Origin of the sequence: Intestinirhabdus alba (genome assembly GCF_009711095.1) — a bacterium.
GTDB classification, from domain to species: domain Bacteria; phylum Pseudomonadota; class Gammaproteobacteria; order Enterobacterales; family Enterobacteriaceae; genus Intestinirhabdus; species Intestinirhabdus alba.
Window position 1 is genome coordinate 35300 of the sequence record NZ_WMJZ01000005.1, and the last position, 26103, is coordinate 61402.

19 protein-coding genes are annotated in these 26103 nt (G+C 57.0%); 12 read left to right on the forward strand and 7 right to left on the reverse strand.

Going from position 1 to position 26103, the window contains the following annotated elements; translation table 11 throughout:
* Positions 1-79: 79 nt before the first annotated feature.
* Positions 80-1468 (reverse strand): serine endoprotease DegQ, encoded by a 1389-nt coding sequence (degQ, locus tag GJV78_RS05090; RefSeq protein WP_155107307.1) that lies wholly within the window; start codon positions 1466-1468, stop codon positions 80-82.
* 168 nt (positions 1469-1636) lie between these two features.
* The gene (gene zapG / locus GJV78_RS05095) at positions 1637-2035 is read right to left on the reverse strand and encodes a Z-ring associated protein ZapG (protein WP_155107308.1); all 399 of its coding nucleotides are present in this window, start codon (positions 2033-2035) and stop codon (positions 1637-1639) included.
* A gap of 302 nt (positions 2036-2337) precedes the next feature.
* On the opposite strand from zapG, the gene zapE reads away from it, so the two are divergent.
* The 5 genes from zapE (at position 2338) to sspB (ending at position 5977) form a co-directional block, all read left to right on the forward strand.
* Positions 2338-3456 carry a cell division protein ZapE gene (gene zapE / locus GJV78_RS05100; RefSeq protein WP_155107309.1) on the forward strand — a complete coding sequence of 373 codons (1119 nt, stop codon included), beginning with the start codon at positions 2338-2340 and terminating at the stop codon, positions 3454-3456.
* A gap of 230 nt (positions 3457-3686) precedes the next feature.
* Positions 3687-4115, forward strand: coding sequence for a 50S ribosomal protein L13 (rplM, locus tag GJV78_RS05105; protein WP_046488313.1), 429 nt, complete (start codon positions 3687-3689; stop codon positions 4113-4115).
* Between the two features lie 15 nt (positions 4116-4130).
* Complete coding sequence (gene rpsI, locus GJV78_RS05110) at positions 4131-4523, forward strand: 30S ribosomal protein S9 (RefSeq protein WP_023480836.1); 393 nt, start codon at positions 4131-4133, stop codon at positions 4521-4523.
* 309 nt (positions 4524-4832) lie between these two features.
* Positions 4833-5471 carry a stringent starvation protein SspA gene (sspA, locus tag GJV78_RS05115; protein WP_155107310.1) on the forward strand — a complete coding sequence of 213 codons (639 nt, stop codon included), beginning with the start codon at positions 4833-4835 and terminating at the stop codon, positions 5469-5471.
* A gap of 5 nt (positions 5472-5476) precedes the next feature.
* Complete coding sequence (gene sspB, locus GJV78_RS05120) at positions 5477-5977, forward strand: ClpXP protease specificity-enhancing factor (protein ID WP_155107311.1); 501 nt, start codon at positions 5477-5479, stop codon at positions 5975-5977.
* A 139-nt stretch (positions 5978-6116) separates the two neighbouring features.
* Here the strand turns inward: sspB and GJV78_RS05125 are convergent, their stop codons facing one another.
* The 4 genes from GJV78_RS05125 to gltB form a co-directional block, all read right to left on the reverse strand.
* Positions 6117-7397 carry a cytosine deaminase gene (locus tag GJV78_RS05125; protein ID WP_155107312.1) on the reverse strand — a complete coding sequence of 427 codons (1281 nt, stop codon included), beginning with the start codon at positions 7395-7397 and terminating at the stop codon, positions 6117-6119.
* Entirely contained in the window at positions 7387-8637 is a 1251-nt protein-coding gene (gene codB / locus GJV78_RS05130; protein WP_167519383.1) for a cytosine permease, read from the reverse strand. The genes GJV78_RS05125 and codB overlap by 11 nt, the downstream gene beginning before the upstream one ends.
* 245 nt (positions 8638-8882) lie before the next feature.
* Complete coding sequence (locus GJV78_RS05135) at positions 8883-10301, reverse strand: glutamate synthase small subunit (RefSeq protein ID WP_155107314.1); 1419 nt, start codon at positions 10299-10301, stop codon at positions 8883-8885.
* Positions 10302-10313: 12 nt separating this feature from the next.
* Complete coding sequence (gene gltB, locus GJV78_RS05140; protein ID WP_155107315.1) at positions 10314-14774, reverse strand: glutamate synthase large subunit; 4461 nt, start codon at positions 14772-14774, stop codon at positions 10314-10316.
* 685 nt (positions 14775-15459) lie between these two features.
* On the opposite strand from gltB, the gene GJV78_RS05145 reads away from it, so the two are divergent.
* The 7 genes from GJV78_RS05145 (at position 15460) to mtgA (ending at position 25104) form a co-directional block, all read left to right on the forward strand.
* On the forward strand, positions 15460-16395 hold the full coding sequence (locus GJV78_RS05145) for a TIGR01212 family radical SAM protein (RefSeq protein ID WP_155107447.1): 936 nt from the start codon (positions 15460-15462) through the stop codon (positions 16393-16395).
* 359 nt (positions 16396-16754) lie between these two features.
* Positions 16755-18398 (forward strand): esterase/lipase family protein, encoded by a 1644-nt coding sequence (locus GJV78_RS05150; RefSeq protein ID WP_155107316.1) that lies wholly within the window; start codon positions 16755-16757, stop codon positions 18396-18398.
* Entirely contained in the window at positions 18392-19516 is a 1125-nt protein-coding gene (locus tag GJV78_RS05155) for a T6SS immunity protein Tli4 family protein (protein ID WP_155107317.1), read from the forward strand. The genes GJV78_RS05150 and GJV78_RS05155 overlap by 7 nt, the downstream gene beginning before the upstream one ends.
* A gap of 403 nt (positions 19517-19919) precedes the next feature.
* Positions 19920-20984, forward strand: coding sequence for a mannonate dehydratase (gene uxuA / locus GJV78_RS05160; RefSeq protein ID WP_155107318.1), 1065 nt, complete (start codon positions 19920-19922; stop codon positions 20982-20984).
* A 163-nt stretch (positions 20985-21147) separates the two neighbouring features.
* The gene (gene arcB, locus GJV78_RS05165) at positions 21148-23484 is read left to right on the forward strand and encodes an aerobic respiration two-component sensor histidine kinase ArcB (RefSeq protein WP_155107319.1); all 2337 of its coding nucleotides are present in this window, start codon (positions 21148-21150) and stop codon (positions 23482-23484) included.
* A 253-nt stretch (positions 23485-23737) separates the two neighbouring features.
* Complete coding sequence (elbB, locus tag GJV78_RS05170) at positions 23738-24391, forward strand: isoprenoid biosynthesis glyoxalase ElbB (RefSeq protein WP_155107320.1); 654 nt, start codon at positions 23738-23740, stop codon at positions 24389-24391.
* Positions 24388-25104: a monofunctional biosynthetic peptidoglycan transglycosylase gene (mtgA, locus tag GJV78_RS05175; protein WP_155107321.1), complete on the forward strand. Its 717-nt coding sequence runs from the start codon at positions 24388-24390 to the stop codon at positions 25102-25104. The genes elbB and mtgA overlap by 4 nt, the downstream gene beginning before the upstream one ends.
* Here the strand turns inward: mtgA and yrbL are convergent.
* Positions 25101-25736, reverse strand: coding sequence for a PhoP regulatory network protein YrbL (gene yrbL / locus GJV78_RS05180; RefSeq protein WP_155107322.1), 636 nt, complete (start codon positions 25734-25736; stop codon positions 25101-25103). The two genes, mtgA and yrbL, sit on opposite strands and share 4 nt — an antisense overlap.
* Positions 25737-26103 lie beyond the last annotated feature (367 nt).

The following is a 26103-nucleotide window of genomic DNA, read 5'->3' on the forward strand; positions in this document are numbered from 1 at the left end:
TGCCCGCTCACCGGGCGTTGTGAGTGGGCGGGGCGTTTAGCCTCGTATCTGCTGCCCTGTCAACCTTACGAACCGCCGGTTAAGGGTTAAGGGGCACGTCCTGGCGCAGCAGCAGATAGATTTTCTCATTGCCGCGCGCCACCTGTAGGGCGACGATCGAGGGCTTTGTCTCCAGCACCTTGCGCATTTCGGCGATGGAGCCGACGCGATCGCGGTTAATACCGACGATCACATCGTCCTTATGCAGTCCGGCCAGCGCCGCAGGGCTGCCTTTTTCAACGCCGTCAATATGAACGCCTTTGGACCCATCCTTCAGCTGTCCGTCGCTGAAGGTGGCCCCCTGCAGCGCCGGGATAATAAGCTCCGCGCTGGCGGAGGACGAGGTGCTGGCGTCCAGGGTGACTTCAACCTCCAGCGGCTTGCCGCTGCGCAGCAGCCCGAGCTTCACTTTGGCACCCGGTTCGGTGGTGGCGATGCGCGAGCGCAGTTCGGCGAAGCTGCTAAGCGGTTTTCCGTTGAGGCTGATAATAATATCTCCGGATTTAACGCCCGCCTTTGCGGAACCGGAGTTGGGCAGCACCTCGCTGACGAACGCGCCGCGCTGGATCTCCAGCCCGAACGCTTTGGCGATGTCGGCGGACATTTCCATTCCTTTGATGCCCAGCAGGCCGCGTTTGATCTCGCCAAACTGCATCAGCTGTTGCGCCAGAATGCGGGCCATATTGCTGGGGATCGCAAAGCCAATTCCGATACTGCCGCCGCCGGGCGCGAGGATGGCGGTATTGATACCGATAAGCTCGCCATTAAGGTTAAGCAGCGCGCCGCCGGAGTTGCCGCGGTTAATGGAGGCGTCGGTCTGGATAAAGTTCTCCAGGCCTTCAAGGTTCAGCCCGCTGCGGCCCAGGGCGGAAACGATGCCGGAGGTGGCGGTCTGCCCAAGGCCGAACGGATTGCCGACGGCGACGGCGAAATCGCCGACGCGCAGCTTGTCGGAGTCGGCGATGGCGATCTGCGTCAGCCTGTCGGGGTGCTGAATTTGCAGCAGTGCAATATCGCTCTGGTCATCGCTGCCGATGATCCTGGCATCAAACTCGCGGCCGTCATTGAGCTGAACGCCGATTTTCTGCGCCTCGCTGATGACGTGGTTGTTGGTCAGCACATAGCCTTTGGCGGCGTCGATAATCACGCCGGAACCCAGCCCTTCGAACGGCTGAGGCGGCCTGTCCGGCAGCTCGTCGCCAAAGAATTTCTTAAATTCTTCCGGCACTTGCTGGCTCTGGGTCGCCGTGCCTTCCACCTTTACGCTCACCACCGCAGGGAGGACCTTTTCCAGCATTGGAGCGAGGCTGGGGAGCGCTGCCTGGCCGGGGATCTGGGTGGGTATTGCCGCCGCGGCCTGAAACGGCGTTGAGAGCGTTAACCCGAGGCTTAACGCTAATGCACTTAACAGCGGGGTGTATTTTTTCATGGGGCCTGCTCTCATACCTTGAGTGAAAGGGAGGTGGATTCAAAACCGGCTGATGTTATTGAATTTTCGCTCGCCAACGGGTTGGGGGATGATTAAATAATAGCTGGGAAGGAAGAGAAGAGGCGGACGCCGTCGCGGCGTCCGTAAAATTTCTTGCCGTTGGCGGGGCTAATCGCGCTTTACGCCGCTGCGTAGCAGGCCGGACGCCCCTTCGGAATAGTCTCGCGGCATCTGCACCGGTGCCTGATCGTTGCTGGCTTCTGACTCCGCCAGACGGTTACGGAACGGGTTGGTCTCCGCCGTCATTTCCGGCAGCAGGCTGCTGGAGCTTTTCGCCATATGCTGGTACAGCTGGCGATAGTCGTCGGCCATATTATCCAGCAGCTGCGCGCTGTGGGCAAAATGGCTGACCAGCTCGTTGCGATAATCTTCCAGCTCTTTCTTATTCTTTTCCAGCTCATACTGCAGCGCCTGCTGCTGGCGCAATTTCCGATTACCAAAACGCATGGCTACAGCACCAATGATGATGCCGACGATTAGCCCAATGAGCGCATATTCCCAGGTCATGAACATCTCCCGTTGTTTTTTGTTTCCGTAGGGGGGTGGCTTTTCAGGCTCCATGCCTGTGCCTGATTATGCCACTATACCCTAAATAATTCGAGTTGCAGGACAAAACGCCGCGCGTTTTGAACGGCGTTTTCGCCGCTCTCTGCGCAAGGCCGCCGTGCGCCCGGAGCGAGAGCTTTACGACGCCAGCACGCCCACCGGGGAAGTGGCATCCCGGCGGCGATTCGCGTAGTGTAGAACGGCCTTTTTATCGCCAGCCGTGAAGCACGGCGCACCGATTCTCATGGAATAACAAGAACATCATGCAAAACCTTTCCCCTACATCGCGTTACCTCCAGGCCCTCGACGAGGGCACGCATCAGCCCGATGCGGTACAGCGGGAAGCGGTAGAACGTCTGGAAGCGATTTACCGGGCGCTGATCGACAAGCCTTCTCACGCGCCTGAGTCCGGCGGGCTGCTGGGCCGGGTTGGCAAACTGTTTGCAAAGCGCGAGCCGGAGGCGGCGGTTCAGGGGCTATATATGTGGGGCGGGCCGGGGCGGGGCAAAACCTGGCTGATGGATCTTTTCTACCATAGCCTGCCGGGGGAGCGTAAACAGCGCCTGCACTTTCACCGCTTTATGCTGCGCGTGCATGAGGCGCTGGCCGAGCTGCAGGGGCACAGCGATCCGCTGGAGGCCCTGGCCGACCGCTTTAAGGCTGAAACCGACGTTTTGTGCTTTGACGAGTTTTTTGTTTCCGATATCACCGACGCCATGCTGCTCGGCGGGCTGATGAAGGCGCTGTTTGCCCGCGGGATCGCCCTGGTGGCCACCTCCAATATCCCGCCGGACGAGCTTTATCGCAACGGCCTGCAGCGCGCGCGCTTCCTTCCGGCAATTGAGGCAATTAAACGGCACTGCAAGATTATGAACGTTGACGCCGGAATGGACTACCGGCTGCGGACGCTTACCCAGGCACATCTGTGGCTGTCGCCGCTTAACGAGGCGACGCGGCAGCAAATGGACACGTTCTGGCTGGCGCTGGCCGGGACACAACGCAGCCGGGCACCCACTCTGGAGGTGAATCATCGTCCGCTTCCGACGCTGGGCGTGGAGAACCAGACGCTCGCCGTCTCTTTCACCACGCTGTGCGTCGACGCCCGCAGCCAGCACGATTATATTGCGCTGTCGCGCCTGTTTCATACCGTGCTGCTGTTTGAGGTGCCGGTGATGACCTCGCTGATGGAGAGCGAGGCGCGGCGCTTTATCGCGCTGGTGGATGAGTTTTATGAGCGCCGCGTGAAGCTGGTGGTCAGCGCCGCCGTTCCGTTAGCGGAGATTTATCAGGGGGAGCGCCTGACATTTGAGATTCAGCGCTGCCTGTCGCGCCTGCAGGAGATGCAGAGCGAGGCCTATCTGCAGCTTGAGCATCTGCCCTGACGCCCCCCGCTAACCGCAGCGTAAAACGTAAAAAGGGGTCGATCTTTGACCCCGACTTCTCTATAATCCTGCGACCCCACGTTACAACGAAGTTTTTTTCCCGAAACTTTGTGTGTCGGTGAAACGTATCCGAGGGGGTAGGTTTGCCGGACTATGTCGTGTGAGCCTCAACAATTGAAAACGTTTGGGTGAACACCTACGTGTAACATATTTATTTGGGTAAGCTTTTAATGAAAACTTTTACAGCTAAACCAGAAACCGTAAAACGCGACTGGTATGTTGTTGACGCGACCGGTAAAACTCTGGGCCGTCTGGCTTCCGAACTGGCTCGTCGCCTGCGCGGTAAGCATAAAGCGGAATACACTCCGCACGTTGACACCGGTGATTACATCATCGTTCTGAACGCGGATAAAGTTGCCGTTACTGGTAATAAGCGTACTGACAAAGTGTACTATCACCACACTGGTCACATTGGTGGTATTAAAGAAGCGACCTTTGAAGAGATGATTGCCCGCCGTCCTGAGCGTGTGATTGAAATCGCGGTTAAAGGCATGCTGCCAAAAGGCCCGCTGGGTCGTGCTATGTTCCGTAAGCTGAAAGTTTACGCAGGCAACGAGCACAACCATGCGGCACAGCAACCGCAAGTTCTTGACATCTAATCGGGATTACAGGCAATGGCTGAAAATCAATACTACGGCACTGGTCGCCGCAAAAGTTCCGCAGCTCGCGTATTCATCAAACCGGGCAACGGCAAAATCGTTATTAACCAGCGTTCTCTGGAACAGTACTTCGGTCGCGAAACTGCCCGCATGGTAGTTCGTCAGCCGCTGGAGCTGGTCGACATGGTTGAAAAACTGGATCTGTACATCACCGTTAAAGGTGGTGGTATCTCCGGTCAGGCAGGTGCGATCCGTCACGGCATCACCCGCGCTCTGATGGAGTACGACGAGTCTCTGCGTGCTGAGCTGCGTAAAGCTGGCTTCGTTACTCGTGACGCACGTCAGGTTGAACGTAAGAAAGTCGGTCTGCGTAAAGCACGTCGCCGTCCGCAGTTCTCCAAACGTTAATGGTTTTCTGCTTTCGCAGATTACCTTTGGCGAAAACCCGCTTCGGCGGGTTTTTTTACGCCTGAAGGGGCCGTTAACCTCTCTTAATGCTCTGAATTACGCCTCTTTTTTCCTTTTCCAGAATCGACTCACCACAAAGGTGTCAAAATCTGGTAAACTATCATCCAATTTTCTGCCCAAATACCGGGTATTGTTCATTTTTTGTTTGCTTAGTGAACGAGAATGGCTTCCCGAAGCGGGCGCTACGCTTCTGACCGGCTACCTGGTGGCCGGTAGCAGTAAAAATTCTGACTATACCTGGAGGTTTTCATGGCTGTCGCTGCCAACAAACGTTCGGTAATGACGCTGTTTTCTGGTCCTACTGACATCTATAGCCATCAGGTCCGCATCGTGCTGGCTGAAAAGGGCGTCAGTTTTGAGATCGAACACGTGGAGAAGGACAACCCACCTCAGGATCTGATTGACCTCAATCCGAATCAGAGCGTTCCGACGCTGGTGGATCGTGAACTGACCCTGTGGGAATCGCGCATCATTATGGAATACCTTGACGAGCGTTTCCCTCACCCGCCGCTGATGCCGGTCTATCCGGTGGCGCGCGGTGAAAGCCGTCTGTACATGCATCGTATCGAAAAAGACTGGTATACGCTGATGAACGTTATCGTCAGTGGTTCCGCCGCTGAAGCCGATGCGGCGCGCAAGCAGCTGCGCGAAGAGCTGCAGGCCATCGCGCCGGTCTTTGGTCAGAAGCCCTACTTCCTCAGCGATGAGTTCAGCCTGGTCGACTGCTATCTGGCACCGCTGCTGTGGCGTCTTCCGCAGCTGGGCATCGAGTTCAGCGGCGCGGGCGCAAAAGAGCTGAAAGGCTACATGACCCGCGTCTTTGAACGCGACTCTTTCCTGGCTTCCTTAACGGAAGCTGAACGTGAAATGCGCCTCGGCCGGGGTTAACCAGTATGGATTTGTCACAGCTCTCCCCGCGTCGTCCCTACCTGCTGCGCGCATTCTATGAGTGGTTGCTGGACAACCAGCTGACGCCGCATCTGGTGGTAGATGTAATGCTGCCGGGCGTGCAGGTCCCGATGGAATATGCGCGCGACGGGCAGATCGTTCTTAATATCGCGCCGCGCGCGGTAGGTAATCTTGAACTGGCCAATGATGAAGTACGCTTTAACGCGCGCTTTGGCGGCGTGCCGCGTCAGGTCTCCGTGCCGCTGGCGGCCGTTCTGGCGATTTACGCGCGGGAAAACGGTGCCGGTACGATGTTCGAGCCTGAAGCGGCCTATGATGAAGAGGTTGCCAGCCTGAATGACGATGCGCCGGACGCCGGGAGCGAGATCGGCAGCGTCATGTCCGTTATTGATGGCGACAGGCCCGATCGCGAAGAGGATGACAATCCGGATGACGATCCGCCGCCGCCGCGCGGTGGACGACCAGCGCTACGTGTTGTGAAGTAAGCAGTGACAGGCCCGCCGGGGCCTGTTTGTTTTTGGACCGCCCGTAGCCGTTGCCGCGCGCCTTATCCCGTTTCCCTGGCAGCCCGCAGTCGGCAAATCGCCGTAGACCGGGCGTCTACGGCGCTGTCGACGCGCCAGGCTAGCGCTTAAACGTCACGGCTTCCGGCTGCGCCAGGTGCAGCGTTGTCCGGCTGGGGAGCGTCTCGGCAATGACCCGCCCGTGACGCACAGAATAACGCGCGGGCGTCTGACGGCGAACCGCATCAAAGCCATTTTCAGCCGGTAAAATCACCAGGTTAGCCGAATTGCCAACCCTCAGGCCATAATCCTCCAGCTGGAGCGTCTTCGCGCTGTGGGTGGTAATCAGATTCAGCCCATCGTTAATCTGTCCGTACCCCATCAGCTGGCACACGTGTAATCCCATATGCAGCACCTGCAGCATATTGGCGGTTCCTAACGGATACCACGGATCGAAAACGTCATCATGGCCAAAGCAGACGTTGATCTCCGCCTCCAGCATCTCTTTTACCCGCGTGACGCCGCGGCGTTTGGGGTAGGTGTCAAAACGTCCTTGCAGATGAATATTCACCAGCGGATTGGCGACGAAGTTAATGCCCGACATTTTCAACAACCGGAAAAGACGGGATGCATACGCGCCATTATATGAATGCATCGCCGTGGTGTGGCTGGCGGTCACGCGCGCGCCCATTCCGTCCCGATGCGCCAGCGCCGCGACGGTCTCCACAAAGCGCGACTGTTCATCATCAATTTCGTCACAGTGTACGTCGATAAGCCTGTCGTACTTCTGCGCCAGAGAGAACGTTTTATGCAGAGACTCCACGCCATATTCACGGGTAAATTCGAAATGGGGGATCGCGCCAATCACGTCGGCTCCCAGACGTACGGCTTCCTCTAACAGCGCCTCGCCGTTGGGGTAAGAAAGAATACCCTCCTGGGGGAAGGCCACAATTTGCAGATCCACCCACGGTGCGACCTCCTGCTTTACCTCCAGCATGGCTTTCAGCGCCGTCAGCGTGGGATCGGATACGTCAACGTGAGTTCGTACATACTGGATGCCGTTGGCCATCTGCCACTTCAGGGTCTGCATGGCGCGGGACTTCACGTCTTCGTGGGTCAGCATCGCCTTCCGTTCGGCCCAGCGCTCTATCCCCTCGAATAACGTACCGGACTGGTTCCAGGCGGGCTCACCTGCCGTTTGCGTGGTATCCAGATGAATATGCGGTTCAATAAAAGGGGGAATGGCCAGCCCGCCTTCGGCATCAAGCACCTGGCCCTGCGGCGTGGAGGCCGCTTCCTGAGGTTCAATACGGCTGAAGCGTCCGTTTTCAATGACGATCTGCCATAAGCCTTCCTGCTCCTGGAGACGAGCCTGACGGAGGGTAAGCGTATTATTCTGCATGGCCGATCTCCGGGGAGTTAGCAAGGGTTCGTCTGGCGAACGGAGTTAACAGGATATAGCTGAATACACCGCCGAGCACCGCGTTGACCGGTACAATACCGGGAATATAGTGTCCGGCCGCCACGCCCAGCGCGACTGACAGAATGGCTGTCCAGTTGACGGGCACAAATTGGGCGCGGTGGAAGTTGCGATAGCGGCGGTGGTTTAGCAGATAGTCGGCGATAATCACCCCGCCAATGGGAGGAATCGCAGCCGACAGGAACGTCAGCCAGCCGACAAAGTTATTATAAAGCCACAGGGCGCACAGCGTGCCGATAATGCCGTTAACCACCGACAGCGTGCGGCTGGAGAGTCCGGTAATATTAGCGAAGCCGAGGCCCGAGGCATACAGCGCGTTGTCATTGGTCGTCCAGATATTTAAGCCGAGTACCACAATGGCGGGCAGCAGCAGCCCCTGGGCGATCATCACGTCAGAGATATCCGCCTGTCCTACGGCGGCAGCGCCTGCCGCTCCGAAGATAAACATCAGCGAGTTACCCAGAAAAAACGCCACCATAGCGACCAGCACCGCGCCTTTGGCATTGCGGCCAAAGCGAACAAAGTCGGCGGTCAGCGTCCCGGCGCTGATAAATGAACCCACGACCAGCGCCAGCGCACCTGAAAAATTGAGCGGCGTCTGCGGCATAATGGTTTTTAAATGCGCCAGGCCGCCCACGCCGTCCACGGCCAGCCAGACGGAGTAGCTGCCCAGAATGAGGATAGCGGGAACGGCGACGATCGATAAAATCGTCAGGGCCGAGATGCCGAAGAAGATAGTCATGGTCATCAGCAGGCCGGAGACCGCAATCAGGATATTGACGTCTATGCCCGTCGCTTTGCTGACCGGGATCGCGAACATGGCCACGCCTACCCCAAACCAGCCCACCTGGGTTCCGCCTAACAGCATTGAGGGAAGCCATGAACCTTTGACGCCAAATGAATACCGCGCGAGAAGGTGGGTTGACAGCCCTGTTTTTGCGCCAATATAGCCGAGAAAAGCGGTGTAAATACCGAGAAGAAGATTACCGAAGAGTACGGCCAGGAAAAAATCGTTATAGGAAAGACCGGTGCCGAGCGTGCCCCCGGTCCACATACTGGCGGAGAAAAAGGTTAAGCCCAACATCACAAACATCAGGGGAACTACACCTTTCCGCGCCGCCTGAGGGACGGGGCCCTGGCTATAATTGTTATCCTGCGACACAACGCCTCCTTGAATTTTGGCCAAAAAATCCGCCGCATGATATACGCTTCCCGGAAAAAAGCAAACGATTACGTTTATTTTCCCCGCTAAAAGCTGCGGTTCCGTCAGATGGTTATTGCCGGGCAATCTCTTGCCCATCGGGAAGAGGTTAACCCCGGTCCAGGACGCCCGGCCTTTGCTGGCGTAAGGGAAATAGCGGCTCCCCTTCCTGAAGGTGATGCTCAGGGCGGGGAGCCGGTGCGCCTTTATACGTCCAGGTAGTTCATGATCCCGTCGGCGGCTTTACGGCCTTCGGCGATGGCCGTAACCACCAGATCGGAACCGCGCACAATGTCGCCGCCGGCGAAGATCCGCGGGTTGCTGGTCTGGAACGGGTTGTCGCTGCCTTCCGGGGCGATAATCCGGCCCTGGGTGTCCAGCTCAACGCTGTGCTCCTTCAGCCACTCCATCTTTTGCGGGCGAAAACCAAAGGCCATCACCACCGCATCGGCCGGCACCACATGTTCCGAACCCGCGACGATCTCCGCGCGACGACGGCCCTGCGCATCCGGCGCGCCCATTTTAGTGCGCGCCATTTTAATCCCGCAGACCTTGCCGTTGGCGTTTACCTCAATACCGAGCGGCTGGACGTTGAACTGGAACTCAACCCCCTCTTCACGCGCATTTTTTACTTCACGCCTCGAGCCGGGCATGTTCGCCTCGTCGCGGCGGTAGGCGCAGATGACGTGCGTCGCCCCCTGACGAACCGAGGTGCGCACACAGTCCATGGCGGTATCGCCACCGCCCAGCACCACCACGCGCTTGCCTTCCATGCTGACATACGGCTCGTCAGCGGTTTCGCCAAAGCCCATGAGCTGCCTGGTGTTGGCGATCAGAAACGGCAGGGCGTCGAAGACGCCGTCGGCCTCTTCGTTCTCCAGCCCGCCGCGCATCGGCTGCCAGGTTCCGACGCCGAGGAAGACCGCGTCATACTCTTCCAGCAGGGCGTTGAGCTGTACGTCACGGCCAACTTCGACGTTCAGGTTGAACTCAATGCCCATGCCGGTGAAAATTTCGCGGCGGCGGGTCATCACCTCTTTTTCCAGCTTGAAGGCCGGAATGCCGAAGGTCAGCAGGCCGCCGATCTCCGGGTGGCGGTCAAACACCACCGCCTTTACGCCGTTGCGGGTCAGCACATCGGCGCAGGCCAGCCCCGCCGGGCCGGCACCGACGATCGCCACCCGCCTGTCGGTCTGACGCACGCCGGTCATATCCGGACGCCAGCCCATCTCAAAGGCTGTATCGTTGATATAGCGCTCAATGTTGCCGATGGTCACCGCGCCGAACTCGTCGTTCAGCGTGCAGGAGCCTTCGCACAGGCGATCCTGCGGACAGACGCGGCCGCACACCTCCGGCAGGGTGTTGGTCTGGTGTGACAGCTCGGCGGCCTCAAAAATACGCCCCTCGTTGGCCAGCTTCAGCCAGTCTGGAATGTAGTTATGCACCGGGCACTTCCATTCGCAGTATGGGTTGCCGCAGGAGAGGCAGCGATCCGCCTGCGCCCTGGCCTGGCCTTCGGAAAACGGTTCGTAGATTTCCACAAACTCAATTTTACGAATTTTCAGCGGCTTCTTTGGCGGGTCCACGCGCTGCAGGTCGATAAACTGGTATACGTTCTGACTCATTGCTGCTACCCCTTACTGCGCCTGCACGCGCAGCTCTGCCGAGCTACGGCTGCGATGGCCTAACAGTGCTTTCACATCGCTGGACTTTGGCTTCACCAGCGCAAATTTAGCGGCAAAGGCTGACCAGTTAGCCAGAATCTCTTCGCCGCGCTGGGAGCCGGTATGCTGTACGTGCTCGGTAATAAGTCCGCGCAGATGCTCCTCGTGGATCGCCAGATCCTCAACGCTCAGCACCTCCACCAGCTCCGGATTGACGCGCTTACGGAACTCGCCGTCTTCGTCAAGGACGTAGGCGAAGCCGCCGGTCATGCCCGCGCCGAAGTTGACCCCGGTTTTACCGAGAATACAGACGATGCCGCCGGTCATGTACTCACAGCCGTTGTCGCCAATGCCTTCCACCACGGTAATCGCGCCGGAGTTACGCACCGCAAAACGTTCACCCGCCCGGCCCGCGGCGTACAGACGACCGCCGGTGGCACCATACAGGCAGGTGTTGCCGATGATGCTCGCCTCATGGCTGCGGAAGGCGGAACCGACCGGCGGACGTACCGCCAGCAGGCCGCCCGCCATGCCCTTGCCGACGTAGTCGTTGGCGTCGCCGGTCAGGAACAGCTCCACGCCGCCCGCGTTCCAGACGCCGAAGCTCTGGCCCGCGGTGCCGTTGAAGTGCACCCTGATCGGGTCCGACGCCAGCCCCTGATCGCCGTGGGTCCGGGCGATATAGCCGGAGAGCGAAGCGCCAACGGAGCGGTCGGTATTGCGGATATCGAACCAAAAGGTTTTGCTCCGTCGCTCGTCAACATAGGGCTTCGCCTGCTGCAGCAGCTGGGCGTTCAGTACGCCGTTATCAAACGGCGGGTTGTTTTCAGTGCAGTACAGCGCCTTGCCTGCGACAGGCTCTGCGGTTTCCAGCAGCCGGGAGAGCTCCAGCTTCTGCTGCTTAGCGGTAAAGCCCTCCAGCTCCTTCAGCAGGTCGGTCCGGCCAGGCAGATCCACCAGGCGCGTTACGCCGAGCTGCGCCATCAGCTCGCGGGTTTCGCGGGCAATGAACTCAAAGTAGTTGGTCACTTTGAACGGCAGCCCGTGGTAATGGTTTTTCCGCAGCTTGTCATCCTGGGTCGCTACGCCGGTGGCGCAGTTGTTCAGGTGGCAGATGCGCAGATATTTACAGCCCAGCGCCACCATCGGGCCGGTGCCGAAGCCGAAGCTTTCCGCACCGAGAATGGCGGCTTTAATGATATCGACGCCGGTTTTCAGGCCGCCGTCCACCTGCAGGCGGATCTTATGGCGCAGCCCGTTGGCCACCAGCGCCTGCTGGGTTTCCACCAGCCCCAGCTCCCACGGACAGCCCGCATATTTCACCGAGGAGAGGGGGCTGGCGCCGGTGCCGCCGTCGTAGCCCGCAATGGTGATCAGATCGGCATAGGCTTTCGCCACCCCGGTGGCGATAGTGCCCACGCCAGGTTCGGAAACCAGCTTCACCGAGATCATCGCTTGCGGATTGACCTGCTTGAGGTCGAAAATCAGCTGCGCAAGATCCTCGATAGAGTAAATATCATGGTGCGGCGGCGGGGAGATGAGCGTCACGCCCGGCACCGAATAGCGCAGCCTGGCGATGTAGGGCGTCACTTTATCGCCCGGCAGCTGGCCGCCTTCCCCCGGCTTCGCCCCTTGGGCGACCTTAATCTGAATCACATCGGCGTTAACCAGATACACCGGGGTGACGCCGAAGCGGCCGGAGGCTACCTGCTTAATGCGCGACACTTTATTGGTGCCGTAGCGCGCCGGATCTTCACCGCCTTCTCCGGAGTTGGAGTTGCCGCCGAGGCTGTTCATCGCTTCCGCCAGCGCTTCGTGGGCTTCCGGGCTCAGGGCACCGATAGACATCGCGGCGGTATCAAAGCGCTTGAAAAGTTCGCTAGCCGGTTCAACGTCGTCAATGCTGACCGCTTCGCCGCCGGGATTGATGGCCAACAGATCGCGCAGCGTGGTCGCCGGGCGTTCATTAACCAGCTTCGCGTATTTTTGGTAGTCGCTGTACTCGCCGCTCTGCACCGCCTGCTGCAGGGTGCGCACCACGTCCGGGTTCCAGGCGTGATATTCGCCGCCGTGGACGTACTTCAGCAGCCCGCCCTGGGCGATGGGTTTGCGCGTCAGCCAGGCGCGCCTGGAGAGATTCTGCAGATCCTGCTGGAAGTCGGCAAAGCCCGCGCCGCCGATGCGGCTGACCACGCCCTGGAAGCAGGCATTGACCACCTCGTCATGCAGGCCGACCGCTTCAAACAGCTTCGAGCAGCGGTAGGAGGCGATGGTCGAAATGCCCATTTTGGACATGATTTTATACAACCCTTTATTGATGCCGTTCCGGTAGTTCAGCATCACGGTGCGGTAGTCTTTGGCGATGGCCCGGCTGTCGATCAGACGCCCCAGGGTTTCGTATGCCAGGTAGGGATAGATTGCCGTCGCGCCGAAGCCGAGGAGTACCGCAAAGTGGTGCGGGTCCCGGGCGCTTCCGGTTTCAACAATAATGTTGGCGTCGCAGCGCAGGCTCTGTTCCACCAGGCGTGTCTGTACCGCGCCGACCGCCATCGGGGCAGGAACCGGCAGGCGGTTTTTGCCGATATTGCGGTCGGAGAGCACCAGCAGTACCGTGCCGTTGCGCACCATCTGTTCGGCGGTGTCGCACAGGGTTTTCACCGTCTCTTCCAGGGTGGCTTGCGTGGCGTCAAAGGTCATATCCAGCCGATCGGCGCGATAGTGCTCCTCTTTCATGGTGGTAAGCTGTCTGAAGTCGGAGTACAGCAGGATCGGCGATTTAAAACTCAGCCGGTGCGCCTGGCCTTCCGCTTCGCAGAAGACGTTCATTTCGCGGCCGATGCTGGTAGCCAGCGACATCACGTGGGCTTCGCGCAGCGGATCGATCGGTGGGTTGGTCACCTGGGCAAACTGCTGGCGGAAGTAGTCGTAAATAATGCGCGGCTGGCTGGAGAGCACCGCGAACGGGGTGTCGTCGCCCATGGAGCCAACCGCCTCCTGGCCATTTTCCCCCAGCACGCGGATAACGGAATCCAGCTCCTCGGCGCTGTAGTTAAACTGCTTCTGGTAGCTGGCGAGCGTGTCGTCGTCCAGCTCGCGTACGCCTACCCGATCGTCGGGCAGATCTTCAAACGGCACCAGGCGGCGGACGTTTTTCTCCATCCACGCCTGATAGGGATGACGGCTTTTCAGGTCGTTATCGGTTTCCGCCGAATGCAGGATGCGCCCCTCGCGGGTGTCGATAACCATCAGCTCGCCCGGACCTACCCGGCCCTTTTCCACCACTTCATCGGGCTGATAATCCCAGATCCCCACTTCAGAGGCGCAGGTGATCAGCTTGTCTTTGGTGATGACGTAGCGCGCCGGACGCAGGCCGTTGCGGTCGAGGTTACAGGCGGCGAAACGTCCGTCGGACATGACGATGCCCGCCGGGCCGTCCCACGGCTCCATATGCATCGAGTTAAAGTCGAAGAAGGCGCGCAGCTCCGGATCCATATCCGGGTTATTCTGCCACGCCGGCGGCACCAGCAGGCGCATGGCGCGCACGATGTCCATTCCGCCCGCCAGCAGCAGCTCCAGCATATTATCCATCGAGCTGGAGTCGGAGCCGGTTTCATTGACAAACGGCGCGGCGTCGTGCAGATCCGGGATCAGCGGCGTCTGGAATTTATAGGTTCGGGCGCGCGCCCACTGGCGGTTGCCGGTAATGGTATTGATTTCGCCGTTGTGCGCCAGGTAGCGGAACGGCTGCGCCAGCGGCCAGCGCGGCACGGTGTTGGTGGAGAAGCGCTGGTGAAACAGGCAGATGGCCGACTCCAGCCGCAGGTCCGCAAGATCCAGGTAGAAGCGCGGCAGATCCGCCGGCATACACAGGCCTTTATAGATGTTTATCAGGTTCGACAGGCTACAAACGTAGAAATCGGAGTCGTCCTGCAGGCGCTTTTCGATGCGGCGGCGGGCGATGAACAGGCGACGCTCCATATCGCGCGGACGCCAGCCCGCCGGAGCGTTAACGAAAATTTGCTCGATGCGCGGCAGCGAGGAGAGGGCGATCTCGCCGAGTACCCCTTCGTTGGTCGGCACGTCGCGCCAGCCGACGATAGACAGCGTTTCCTGTTGTAGCTCCTCTTCGACCACACGCCGGGAGGCGGCGGCTCGCTCAGGATCTTTATTCAGGAAGATCGTGCCGACGGCGTAGTTTTTCGCTAAGCGCCAGCCATGCTCATCGGCAACGAGGCGAAAAAAACGGTCGGGCTTTTGCAGCAGCAGGCCGCAGCCGTCGCCGGTTTTACCGTCAGCGAGGATCGCGCCGCGGTGCTGCATTCGGGCCAGTGCGTGTATGGCGGTACGCACTACCTTGTGGCTAGGTTCGCCTTCTATGTGGGCGATCAGGCCGAAACCACAGTTATCCCTCTCAAGGGATTTATCGTACAACATATCAGTGAACCTCCCCAGGCTCTGCGGGATCCCCATCCGGACCGCGGCAAACGGGCACACCAAAAGCCTGGCGATGGGGTCGGCGCGTTATACGCTTACCTCGCATTCGCCCTCTTTATCGTCCGTTTCGCATAGGTCAAACAAGTTTGAAGACTTGCCGTCAGAGGGAATCGCAATTACTGCATAAATATGATGAGCGCCCGGCTCATCCAGAAGCTTCCAGCGGATGTTCAACTTATCGGGAAACCCCATCGAGGTCAAATGGCAACCTGATTTATGTGAAAATGTGCTGTAACGCGCTTAATCTTTTGAATCTATTGTTTTTATTTGCTTTTTATAGCGCGATTTATGCCTGCGGCGCGGAGGCGGGAGAAGTCCGGGTCTCACTGGCTGGGCGGGGTGGTATGCCTTGTCTCATCTGGTTTTGGTGGGATAGTTGGTTTTTTATGCTGACTCATAGGTTTATGGTGAATTAAGATACTGTTTTTTTGCGGAAGCCGTCAGAGGATAAAAATTACGCGAAGCAGAGGATAAAAAAAATCGTCATCTTTTGAATGAAATATCGTTTGTTTTGACTTTTTATGCATTTGGTAAAAGGCCGCCGGGACGATTGATCCAGGTCATCGTCGGAGTGGGTAAAAGGTGGCAGGCTTTGGCCTCTTTTTCAGGGGCGGTCTATCAGATTATGCAGTTACAGAAATTAGTCAATATGTTTGGCGGGGATCTTTCCCGGCGCTATGGACAAAAGGTCCATAAGCTGACGCTGCACGGTGGGTTCAGCTGCCCCAACCGCGACGGCACCCTCGGGCGCGGGGGCTGTACTTTCTGTAACGTCGCCTCCTTTGCCGACGAGGCGCAGCAGCACCGCTCTATTGCCGAACAGCTTGTGCACCAGGCGCATCTGGTCAATCGCGCCAGGCGCTATCTGGCCTATTTTCAGGCCTATACCAGCACCTTTGCTGAAGTGCAGGTACTGCGATCGATGTATCAGCAGGCGGTCAGCCAGGCCAGCATTGTCGGGCTGTGCGTGGGCACGCGCCCCGACTGCGTGCCGGAAGCGGTTCTCGATCTGCTGTGCGAATATAAAGACCAGGGCTATGAGATGTGGCTGGAGCTGGGCCTGCAGTCGGCTCACGATAAAACGCTGCATCGCATTAACCGCGGCCACGATTTTGCCTGCTATCAGCGCACTACCCGGCTGGCGCGCGAGCGCGGGCTGAAGGTGTGCGCGCACCTGATCGTCGGGCTGCCGGGAGAGGGGCAAGCGGAGGGCCTGCAGACCCTGGAGCGCGTGGTGGAGACCGGCGTCGACGGCATTAAGCTGCATCCGCTGCATATCGTAAAGGGCAGTATTATGGCGAAGGCGTGGCAGGCCGGAAGGCTGAACGGTATTGAACTGGCCGATTATACGGCGACGGCGGGCGAGATGATCCGCCACACGCCGCCGGAGGTGATCTACCACCGCATCTCCGCCAGCGCCCGTCGCCCGACGCTGCTGGCTCCGCTGTGGTGCGAGAATCGCTGGACCGGCATGGTGGAGCTGGATCGCTACCTGAACCAGCACGGCCCACAGGGATCGGCCATCGGGCGCGGCTGGGTTATGCCACCAGACGCGGCGTAAACAATTGTTGCATGAAGGCGGCAAGCAATTCATCAGAACGAATTTGCCCGGCCGCAGGCAGTTTCCGGAGAGGGGGAGGGGAGGGATGTCCCTCATTCATTCCCGTGAGCATAGCGAACGAAGTGCCGGGGTGAGTGACAAATTTGTCCGGAGCAGATTTGAATGCCGCGCGGCGGCGGCCCGTCAGGGTGAGTCTTATGGAGGAGACGAGTAACCCGTAGCCAACGCATATGCAGCCTGAAATATGGCGGGTTTTATTAATACGATATCCTGGACGATTTATCTTAAACGTTTCGACGTGTTAATCCTCGAAAATTCACGTTACGCTGTGCTTCTTATCCTCCTAAAGGAGCCTGGCTATGACAGAAGAAAATAATCAAACGATAACCTGGCATAAACCGGAGTGGAATGAGCAAGGAAAATGCATCTGGCGCAGCATTCAGACTCGGCCTGCTTCTGAAAGGGCTATTGCAAAGCTTCTCGCTCCCCCTGCAAAAGTCATTCCGGTAATATTTCTGCCCGGGGTGATGGGTTCCAATTTGATGTCAACGCAGAAATCAGAAACATCAGTCTGGAGAGGAGATAGTGAAGTTTCAGTTTTATTCGACTGGGCTGGAAAGAGCGGAATTCAGCGTCGGCAACTGCTCGATCCAGATTTAACAGTAGTTGATAGTGCGGGGAAAATTAGCAAAGAGATCTTTTCTCCTGTGTCCGATGATGGATGTCTTTTTCCACCCCGCAGCAAACGCGGCTGGGGAGAAGTGCTCTATTTTAGCTATGGCAAATTTCTCAGCGTCTTTCAGGGGGCGCTAATTGATGACTGGCAAAAATCGCTTGACGCGCTTTACCAGGCAGGAAAAGCAGGAAAAACGGCTGAACCCGCCGCCGGAGCGTTAAGCCAGCTGGTCGAGGTCATGCTGCATACGGAAGAGGAAAATGAATCTCCCCTGACGGCAGAAGAGCTGGCGCACTTCCGCGGGTTTCTGTTTCCGCTCCACGTATTTGGCTATAACTGGCTGCAGGATAACAAAATTTCGGCGCAGCGGCTGGGGGAATACATTGATGAGGTGCTTGATCTTTACCGCCACCAGCACGGACATGGTCTGGCTACGGAAAAAGTTATCCTGGTTACGCATTCAATGGGGGGGCTGGTGGCCCGCTATACGTCCCAGGTGCTGGGCTATCAGGATAAAATTCTGGGCATAGTGCATGGCGTAATCCCCGATCTGGGTTCGCCGGCGGCTTATCGAAGGATGAAGGTGGGTGCCGGGCAGGAGGGGCCTGCGGGCGTGGTGATGGGTAAATCAGCGGAAGAGCTGATGCCGGTACTGGCCAGAGCGCCAGCGCCGCTGCAGCTTTTACCATCGGCAAGCTATTACGACGGGAGGCCCTGGCTGACGATTAAAGGTGGCGAAGCGGATGGCAGCGATCTGAAGCTGCCAAAAGAAGGGGACCCGTTTGGCGAGATCTACCTGAATAAAACGCTGTGGTGGCGTCTGTATGAGGCGGATGTAATTGATAAGGATAGAATAGTTATTGAAAAAAACTGGAATGCGTATCTCGATTTAATGGGGAAATTCGTTCAGCCTTTTATTGATGATATTGAAAATGCCTATCATCCAAATAGCTATTTGTTTTACGGTAATTCGTCTAAGACAGACGGTAATTTGATCTGGATTAAAACTTCTATTACCTGGCCAAAAAACACGCATGAAAGCGATAAAAAACTGCCGAATAACCACAGGGAAATACCGCTTCCTTTTAACCGTTCAACCCTGTTTAAACTGGTCTCCTCCGGCTCGCCGGGAGACGGAACCGTACCGGTAGAGTCATTGCGGGCTATACGCCGTTCTGCGACGCTAAAAAGCGCGCTGGCGGTAAACGTGGAACACCAGGGGGCATATAATGTGGACAGCCTGAGGGATATTGATAATCGGCCGGCGGTGCGCTTTACGCTGAGGGCGATAGTAAAAATGGTGCAGGAGGTGCCAGCATCATGGTGAATAAGATAACCAATCAATTTAGCCTGACGCATTTTATTATTGCGGCGGGCCTGCTGTGTATCAGCCCGGAGCCTCAGGCAGCAGTAACATCATCACTCAAGGAGACAGCCGTGACAGAGAATCTGTTTTTCCGGACCAGGCCCCAGTGCATAGGCCGATATCTGATAGATGTACCGGAGTCATTTAATAATCAGCGCAGGGATATGGTATTTATTGATGAATTTAAAATAGAGAGCAAACCACAGTATCGCCCGGCGTTCGAGCAGCGTGTGCAGCGCAGGGAAAAAGAACTTGTGGATTCTATTAACAATCCAGGTAACAAACCTGAAACAGCGCCATATGTTAAAGAAATAATACATTTACAAAACGGCAGGGGAATAATTTTTGATCATAATATCCCCGGAACTCCGGATAACTATCGTCAGCTTGAAGCTCATATTTATAGCAATGAAATATCTTTTGTTATAAAAACTGATATTCGTGATTTTACAGATGAACGCCATAAAAAGAAAAAGGCACAGTATATAGCAGGTGGCTTTACTGAAGAGAATGTTAATAATAAGTCTGCAAAACTTGCCGCGCTTAAATCACTTATTTCCCGCCTGAGCGGCAGGCAGGATGAAGATATACCGACAGGCAAAGGGTTGTGTATACCAAACGGTTTTATTCGGGATGATGGCTATAAGCATAAAGAGCAGGTTACCTTCAGCTACAAAAATGATGACTTTATCTTCTGGCTATATATGAGCAATGAGATCAATGATCCCGATGATACGTTATTTAACCGAAGCGCGCAGATAAATGAAGTTTTGAAGCAATCGCAAACCATGTACTCAATACGTAAGAAGGCATTTTCTCCTGGAGGGATCCCTGTCCAGGAGTGGTTGTTTGGTGATGTAAAGGAGAGCTATGCACCAGCTCCCGGAGAAAAAGATAAGGTAGCCGTATATCACTTTAAGCTTGAAGCCAACGAAGCTGTGTCTTCAGCAGAAAAACCGGTGCTCTCGATAGGTCTGAGCAGTGAACGAACACGCACGACAACCTACAGTCAGACCCAGATGATCGAAATCTGGGACCGGCTGGTGGGCACATTGCGCTACCGACCGGGGACGTTCTGAATCTGTGATATGCATGACTATGAGCCTGGCCCATTAGGGCTATTTTGTCAGCCATTATGAACCTGGGCTGTGCTCGCACAAAACGCATCGCGTTTTGAACGCGCTACAGGGCGGCCCGGAGGGTGAGCTTCGCGAATCATCCTCACGTACTGGGTGTAGGCTCTGGTTTTTGCGCGCTGTCCGTGTTTAAACAGCCTGCGTCATTTACGTCTGGTGGGCCAGGCTCTGAGCGTAGCGAAAAAGCCCGCTTTTGAGATGGCTGGGAAGACCTTTTCACAGCAGGAACCCGATCCCCTGGCGTTGAAAAAACACGCATCTTCAATAGAAGCTGGTATAGGTTTGTGGTTACTAGTATGGTAGTATGAATAAACTAACCGATAACTATTGGATCAGGTGATTTTGTATGCAGATGACAATGCGCTGGTTTGGGCCAGATGAAGATAAAGTATCCCTGGAACATATCCGCCAGGTTCCGGGCGTAGAAGGCGTGGTTGGCGCGCTGTACGACGTTGCGGTTGGCGAAGTATGGCCGGTTGATAAAATTGAGCGGCTGGTAAAACAGGCCCACGACGCCGGGCTGAAAATGGAAGTTATCGAAAGCGTTAACATCCATGACGATATTAAGATCGGCCTGCCTTCCCGCGATCGCTATATCGCCAACTATCAGCAAACTATCCGCCATCTGGCTCGCGCCGGGGTGAAGGTGATCTGCTACAACTTTATGCCCGTTTTCGACTGGATGAAGACGGATATGAACTACGTTTTACCGGACAATTCCCTGACGATGGCCTTTGAGAAAAAGGATATCGATAAGAGTCTGGAAGAGGTCGTTAAAGAGGTGCTGGATAATTCGAACGGCTTTGCGCTGCCGGGCTGGGAGCCGGAAAGGCTGGCGAAGGTTCAGGAGCTGTTTACGAAATATCATGACGTTGACGACGCGAAGCTGCGCGAAAACCTGGTCTATTTCCTGAAGGCGGTGATTCCGGTTTGTGAGGAAGTGGGCGTGAAAATGGCCATTCACCCTGACGATCCGCCGTACTCTATTTTTGGCCTGCCGCGGATTGTGAAAAACCGCGACGATCTCGACTGGATCTGTAACGCCGTTGATTCAGAGGCCAACGGTATCACCCTCTGCACCGGCTCCATCGCCGAAGATCCTGACAACAATGTCTATGAGATCCTCGCCGAGTTTACCCGCCGTAAACGGATCCACTTCGCGCACGTCCGTAACATTAAGCTGATTAAAGATAAAGACTTCTACGAGTGCGCCCACCCGTCCCGCTACGGCTCGCTGGACATGTATAAAGTGATGCAGTCGCTGTATGACAACGGTTTTGACGGCTACATCCGTCCGGATCACGGGCGCTTCATCTGGGGGGAAACGGGCCGTCCGGGCTATGGCCTGTTCGACCGTGCGCTGGGCGTCACCTACCTGATGGGGCTGTGGGAAGCGCTGGGCAAGCGCTAATCCCGGTACGCCCTCCGTCGCCTGCGGGTCCGCCAGCCGGACCCGCTCTCCACGCCTTCTCCCGCCTCGCATAGCGTTATTCCCGGCCTATTTTTGCCACAATCTTCAACGCCCTGCTCATAATTGGGTATTATTGTGCCAGACTGTCGTGAAGGAATTCCCTATGAAGCAAATTCGTATACTGGCGCAGTATTATGTCGATCTGATGATGAAGCTGGGCCTGGTGCGCTTTTCGCTGCTGCTGGCGCTGGTATTAGTTATTCTGGCGATTGTGGTGCAGATGGCCGTGACTATGGTGCTGCACGGTGAAGTGGAAAGCATTGACGTTATTCGCTCCATCTTTTTCGGGCTGCTGATCACGCCATGGGCGGTCTATTTTCTCTCGGTGGTGGTCGAGCAGCTGGAGGAGTCGCGGCAGCGCCTTTCGCGGCTGGTGCAGAAGCTGGAAGAGATGCGTGAGCGCGACCTGAAGCTGAACGTCCAGCTAAGAGACAACATTACCCAGCTCAATCAGGAGATCGCCGATCGCGAAAAGGCGGAGGCGGAGCGCCATTCAACCTTTGAACAACTGAAGGTGGAAATTAAAGAGCGCGAAGAGGCGCAAATTCGGCTTGAGCAGCAGTCCTCCTTTCTGCGCTCTTTCCTCGATGCGTCACCGGATCTGGTGTTTTACCGCAATGAGGATAAAGAGTTCTCCGGCTGTAACCGGGCGATGGAGCTGCTCACCGGGAAGAGTGAAAAACAGCTGATCGATCTGAAGCCGGAGGAGGTGTACTCGCCGGAGGCGGCCAGAAAGGTTATCGAGACCGATGAAAAGGTCTTTCGCCACAACGTCTCCCTGACCTACGAGCAGTGGCTGGACTACCCGGACGGGCGCAAGGCCTGTTTTGAAATTCGCAAAGTTCCCTATTACGATCGCGTCGGTAAACGCCACGGCCTGATGGGCTTTGGCCGCGATATCACCGAGCGTAAGCGCTACCAGGACGCCCTGGAGAGCGCCAGCCGCGACAAGACAACCTTTATTTCCACCATCAGCCATGAGCTGCGTACGCCGCTGAACGGCATCGTCGGCCTGAGCCGGATACTGCTCGATACGGAGCTTACCGCGGAGCAGGAAAAATATCTGAAAACGATCCATGTCTCCGCCGTCACTCTGGGTAATATCTTCAATGATATTATTGACATGGATAAGATGGAGCGGCGCAAGGTTCAGCTTGATAACCAGCCGGTAGACTTCACCAGCTTCCTGGCGGATCTGGAAAATCTCTCCGGCCTGCAGGCCCAGCAAAGCGGGCTGCGCTTTGTGCTCGAACCGACTTTACCGCTGCCCCATAAGGTGATTACCGACGGTACACGTCTGCGGCAGATCCTGTGGAACCTGATTGGCAACGCGGTGAAATTTACCCAGCAGGGGCAGGTGACGGTTCGCGTTCGCTATGATGCAGGCAGCATCCTGCACTTTGAGGTTGAAGATTCCGGCATCGGCATCCCTGAGGATGAGCAGGATAAGATCTTTGCCATGTACTACCAGGTCAAGGGGAGCCACGGCGGTAAACCGGCCACCGGCACCGGTATTGGGCTGGCCGTCTCCCGCCGGCTGGCGAAAAATATGGGCGGCGACATTACCGTTTCCAGCCATCCCGGCCGGGGGTCCATCTTTACGCTGACCGTGCAGGCTCCGGCGGTGGCGGAAGAGGTTGAGGATACGCTGGAAGATAACGATCTGCCGCTCCCGGCGCTGAACGTGCTGCTGGTGGAAGATATTGAGCTGAACGTGATTGTGGCGCGCTCGGTACTGGAGAAGCTGGGTAACAGCGTTGACGTGGCGATGACCGGGAAGGCCGCGCTGGAGATGTTCTCCCCCGGCGAGTATGACCTGGTGCTGCTGGATATTCAGCTGCCGGATATGACCGGGCTGGATATCTCCAGGGAGCTTATCCGGCGCTATGCGCGGGAGGATCTGCCGCCGCTGGTGGCGCTCACCGCCAACGTGCTGAAGGACAAAAAAGAGTACCTTGAGGCCGGGATGGACGACGTGCTGAGTAAGCCGCTGTCGGTGCCGGCGCTGACCACCATGATCAAAAAATTCTGGGATACCCCGGACGAAGAGGTGAATGTCGTGACGCCCGAAGAGAACGCTAAATCGCAGGCGCTGCTGGATATCCCTATGCTGGAGCAATATCTGGAGCTGGTGGGGCCCAGGTTAATCAACGACGGGCTGGCGGTGTTTGAAAAAATGATGCCGGGCTACTTAAGCGTGCTGGAGTCCAACCTGACGGCGCGCGACAAGAAAGGCGTGGTGGAGGAGGGGCACAAGATCAAAGGTGCCGCCGGCTCCATCGGGCTACGTCACCTGCAGCAGCTGGGGCAACAGATTCAGTCGCCGGATCTTCCCGCCTGGGAGGATAATGTCAGTGAATGGATTGAAGAGATGAAGCATGAGTGGCGGCACGACGTTGCGGTCCTGAAGGCATGGGTGGAGAACGCGCAAAAAAAATGACCCCGGTTTGACCGGGGTGCGCGAATACTGCGCCAACACCAGGGAAATCGTGGCTGCGCCGTAGATTATTATCATGACTTAAATGGTACAGCGCTGTTTTCATACTGCCCGCAGTTAAGATAGCAAATCCTAAATATTTTGTTACATGAATCAGTTAAATGTGTGAGGCATAGCATTTTAATAAAAATTAGCGGTCCGGCTTTTGGGGCGCTGGGCCGGGGTTTTAGCACGGATTACGAAAAGGACGATCATCATGAAGAGAGTTGGCGTAGTGCTCAGCGGGTGCGGCGTGTATGACGGAGCGGAAATTTATGAAGCCGTCGTGACGCTACTGGCAATCGCCCGCGCAGGCGCGCAGGCGGTCTGCTTTGCGCCCGACAGGCCGCAGGTGGACGTCATCAACCATCTTACCGGCGAGAAGATGGCGGAGACGCGCAATGTGCTGGTGGAAGCGGCGCGCATCACCCGCGGCAATATTCATCCGCTCTCGCAGGCGTCGGCCGATCGGCTGGATGCGCTGATTGTGCCGGGGGGCTTCGGGGCGGCGAAAAATCTCAGTGACTTTGCCAGCCAGGGCAGTGAATGCCGGGTTGATGAGGCGCTTGCCGCGCTGGTGACGGCGATGCATCGCGCCGGAAAACCGCAGGGTTTTATCTGCATTGCGCCGGCGATGCTGCCGAAAATTTTCCCCTTCCCGCTGCGCCTGACCATCGGCACCGATATCGATACGGCGGAAGTGCTGGAAGAGATGGGGGCGGAGCACGTCCCCTGCCCGGTGGAGGATATTGTCGTCGATGAAGATAATAAAATTGTCACCACGCCCGCCTGGATGCTCGCCGAAAACCTCGCCGAGGCGGCCTCGGGTATTGAAAAGCTGGTTTCCCGCGTGCTGGCTCTGGCGGAATGAGAAAAAGAGTCGCGACCTGCCTGCGGCAGATTATTCTGCGGGTGGTGCTGATCTTCACCCTCTTCTGGGGCGGCGGAATTGCGCTGTTTAGCGCGGTGCCGGTGCCTTTTTCCGCGCTGATGGTCGAGAGGCAGATCGGAGCCTGGCTGAAGGGGAATTTTGGCTATGTGGCGCACTCCGACTGGGTGGGCGCAGACGATATTTCGCCGTGGATGGGGCTTGCGGTCATCGCCGCCGAGGATCAGCATTTCCCCAACCACTGGGGATTTGACGTCGCCGCCATTGAAAAGGCGCTGGTCCATAATGAACGCAGCGAAGGCCGTATCCGCGGTGCCTCCACGCTGTCGCAGCAGACCGTCAAGAACCTGTTCTTATGGAGCGGACGCAGCTGGCTGCGCAAAGGGCTGGAGGCCGGGCTGACGCTGGGCGTGGAGGCCGTCTGGAGTAAAAAACGAATTTTAACGGTCTATCTGAACATCGCCGAGTTTGGCAACGGCGTGTTTGGCGTGGAGGCGGCGGCGCAGCGCTATTTTCACAAGTCCGCCCGCGAGTTAACTCCCCCGGAAGCCGCGCTGCTGGCGGCCGTTTTACCCAGCCCTCTGCGCTTTAAGGCCGCCGCGCCTTCGGGCTACGTGCGCAGCCGTCAGGCGTGGATCCTTCGCCAGATGCGGCAACTGGGCGGAAAATCCTTTCTTTCTCAGCATCATCTTTAGGCCTTGTCGGAAGCCAGCGCCGCTGGCGTCGCTTTAGCACTCTGCGGCGCGTCGGCCTGCAGCGCGGCCGCCAGCGCCGGCTGGGCGATGAAGCGCTGCCATAGCCTTTCCTGCTTGCGGTGGCAGAACCATTTTGACCAGCTCGCCAGCGGGATTAGCGTGGCTTCGCCGATGTTATCGCAGATCACCGGGAGCGTTTCCGTTTCGCTGATGCGATGACAGAGCACGTTCTGCGGCTTCAGCGTCATGGTGACGATATGGTTGTCGTGCAGGTAGCGCCTGAGCTGCTTCAGCAGCCGGCGCAGTACGGCGATATCTTCGCTTGTACGGCAACCTGAAGCAAAGTCGCTCAGGGTAACGGAGGGGCGGCCGTCATAATCGACGATGGCGTCATAGACGTAGCCGGTGCCGCAGTCGGTTTCAACGGTGCCGTAATAGCGCGGAATTCCGCTCCAGTCTTTCAGATAGCGCGACAGGTGAGCGTAATACTTCAGTTCGCGCCGGGTCTCCTTGTCACCCCCGCTGCCGCTGTTATAGACGATCTTAATACAGCGTCGGGCATCATCCGGATGAGCATAGCATTTACGATGACGCCCGGTGCCCAGGGGAGTCTGTTCAGATAAGCGTATCATAAGAGATTTCCTAAAATTGACTGCCGTTAGTGTAGTATGACCCCCCGTAACAAATAAACCCTAAACGGGGATTTTTAAGGTTTTCTTAAGGTTAATACTGAACGTAAATGCGCGCAAAATGAACAAAATGGCGAGAGGGAATAAAAAAACGCCGGACGGCGTTTGAGATTGCTGAAAAACCTGCATAAAAGTGCATCAGGGCCCGTTTTCTCCCTTTCAGGGAGAGGGCCGGGATGAGGGTAATAACGAGTGAATGAATCCGCAAATTCCCCTCCCCCCTCCTCCGGGGGGCGAGGAGACCGTCCGTGCTCTTTTTTATGTTTGTGTCATCAGTCTGAAACGCCGGACGGCGTTACTGTAAAGGGGA